This is a genomic window from Streptomyces apocyni (genome assembly GCF_009739465.1).
GTDB lineage: Bacteria > Actinomycetota > Actinomycetes > Streptomycetales > Streptomycetaceae > Streptomyces > Streptomyces apocyni.
On sequence record NZ_WHOM01000031.1, the window covers coordinates 1 to 292 of the forward strand.

Below are 292 nucleotides of genomic sequence, written 5' to 3' on the forward strand. Positions count from 1 at the left end.
TGGCCGTGTGGCCACCGGCCGGGGCCGTGGAAGTCCCGCTGGACGGCGTCTACGACCGCCTCGCCGACCAGGACTACACGTACGGGCCCGCCTTCCAGGGGCTGCGACGCGCCTGGCGCGGCCCGGACGGTGAACTTCTCGCCGAGGTCGCGCTGCCCGACAGCCAGCGCGCCGAAGCCGACCGCTTCCTGCTCCACCCGGCCCTGCTGGACGCCGCCCTGCACACCCTGCTGCCCGGGGTCATCGACAACGACCGACCCGCCCTACTCCCCTTCTCCTGGAGCGGAGTCAC

At 73.6% G+C, this 292-nt stretch carries 1 protein-coding gene; it reads left to right on the forward strand.

Annotated elements, in window-relative coordinates; genetic code table 11:
• A partial coding sequence (locus GCN81_RS00125; protein ID WP_156721316.1) for a polyketide synthase dehydratase domain-containing protein occupies positions 1-292 on the forward strand: 292 nt, incomplete at both ends.